Source organism: Fontibacter flavus (assembly GCF_042432905.1).
GTDB classification, from domain to species: Bacteria; Bacteroidota; Bacteroidia; order Cytophagales; family Cyclobacteriaceae; genus Fontibacter; species Fontibacter flavus.
This window is the reverse complement of sequence record NZ_JBHLWI010000054.1, coordinates 1-1,328: the sequence shown is the minus strand read 5'-3', so window position 1 is coordinate 1,328 and position 1,328 is coordinate 1. Positions and strand designations below refer to the sequence as shown.

Here is a 1,328-nt window from a genome sequence, read left to right as displayed (position 1 = left end):
AGGCTTTTCCTTGTCATACTAAGTTTGGCAAATGTAAACTGTTGCATAATTGTCAGGATATTATTTGGTTTGTCAGGTAAGCAGGGCGCTGCTACCAGGCAAAAGCAGAAGGAGTAAGAACGTTACTTGTCATTCGTCAAAAAGACTCTTCGAAATGCAGTTCCCTTCTGCTACTTTCTACCGAAATCAGGACAATTCATTAGGTTCAGAAACCTGTTTTAAGTATAGATTGATGAGGTAAAAAGGCTTGCTGATAGCAACGGTCCCATTTGGATCAAAAGTAAAGTTAACAAGATTATGGAAAAAGCTCTACACGTATTCGCGGGAGTAGACATCTCAAAAGAAAAATTTGATTTTTATATTAAAACCGTTGAAGGGAAAATTCAAAAAGGTAAACTAAGTAATAATAACGAAGGCTTTAAAGAGTTTCTGTTAAAATTGCCTCAGAACACATGGGTGGTCATGGAAGCGTCTGGACCATATTATTATCAATTGGCAACTTTTCTTTTTGAAAGAGGTATCAAAATTTCTGTGATAAATCCGTTGGTAATCAAGAGGTTTATGCAGATGCAGTTGAAGAGGACCAAGACTGATAGTGCTGATGCCCAAAGCATTGCAGCCTATGGAAGTTTAATGGAGATCAAGCCATGGGAACCTTTAAAGGAGAGTTATCTGCAAATCAAACAATGGTATGCCTACCAGAAACAGCTCTTGAAACACCAGCATGCAATCCTTATGAAAATGGAATCTTTTATAGCGGCAGGTCCGGTTAATGTGCTCATTAGAAAGTCTATGGAAGAGGAGCTATTAAGAATAGAAGAAAACATTAAAGAGGCAAATAAACATCTAAATGAATTGATAGAAATAGAAAACGGGGAGTTAAGAAAACAGCTTGAATCGGTTCCTGGTATAGGTCCAAAAACAAGTTTACTTTTAATAGTAGCTTTAAGAGGCTTTGATAATTTCGAAAACTACAAGCAGGTTATTTCTTATCTAGGCCTTTCTCCCAGAATCTATGAATCAGGGACTTCTGTGAAAGGAAAAACTAAGATATGCAAGATGGGCATGACTGAAGTTCGCAAATGCCTTTATATGGCAGCAAGATCTGCTAAAGCCTATAATCAAACATGTAAAGATTTATATCTACGCCTGAGGGCAAAAGGTAAAGCACATAGAGTAGCCATGATTGCGGTGGTGAATAAGTTGATTAAACAAGCGTTTGCAGTTGCTAAATCAGGTGTTGGATATGATAAAAACTACAGACATCTTAATCCTATTTTAAAATAATATTTGGATCAAAACTTGAAATTAAACACAATTCATTTCGA

The 1,328-nt window shown here is 36.4% G+C and carries 1 protein-coding gene; it reads left to right on the top strand.

The annotated features are described in order from the left end of the window. The first annotated feature begins 297 nt into the window (after positions 1-297). Positions 298-1,287, top strand: a complete 990-nt coding sequence (locus ACFFIP_RS17295; RefSeq protein WP_382389000.1) for an IS110 family RNA-guided transposase — start codon at positions 298-300, stop codon at positions 1,285-1,287. Positions 1,288-1,328 lie beyond the last annotated feature (41 nt).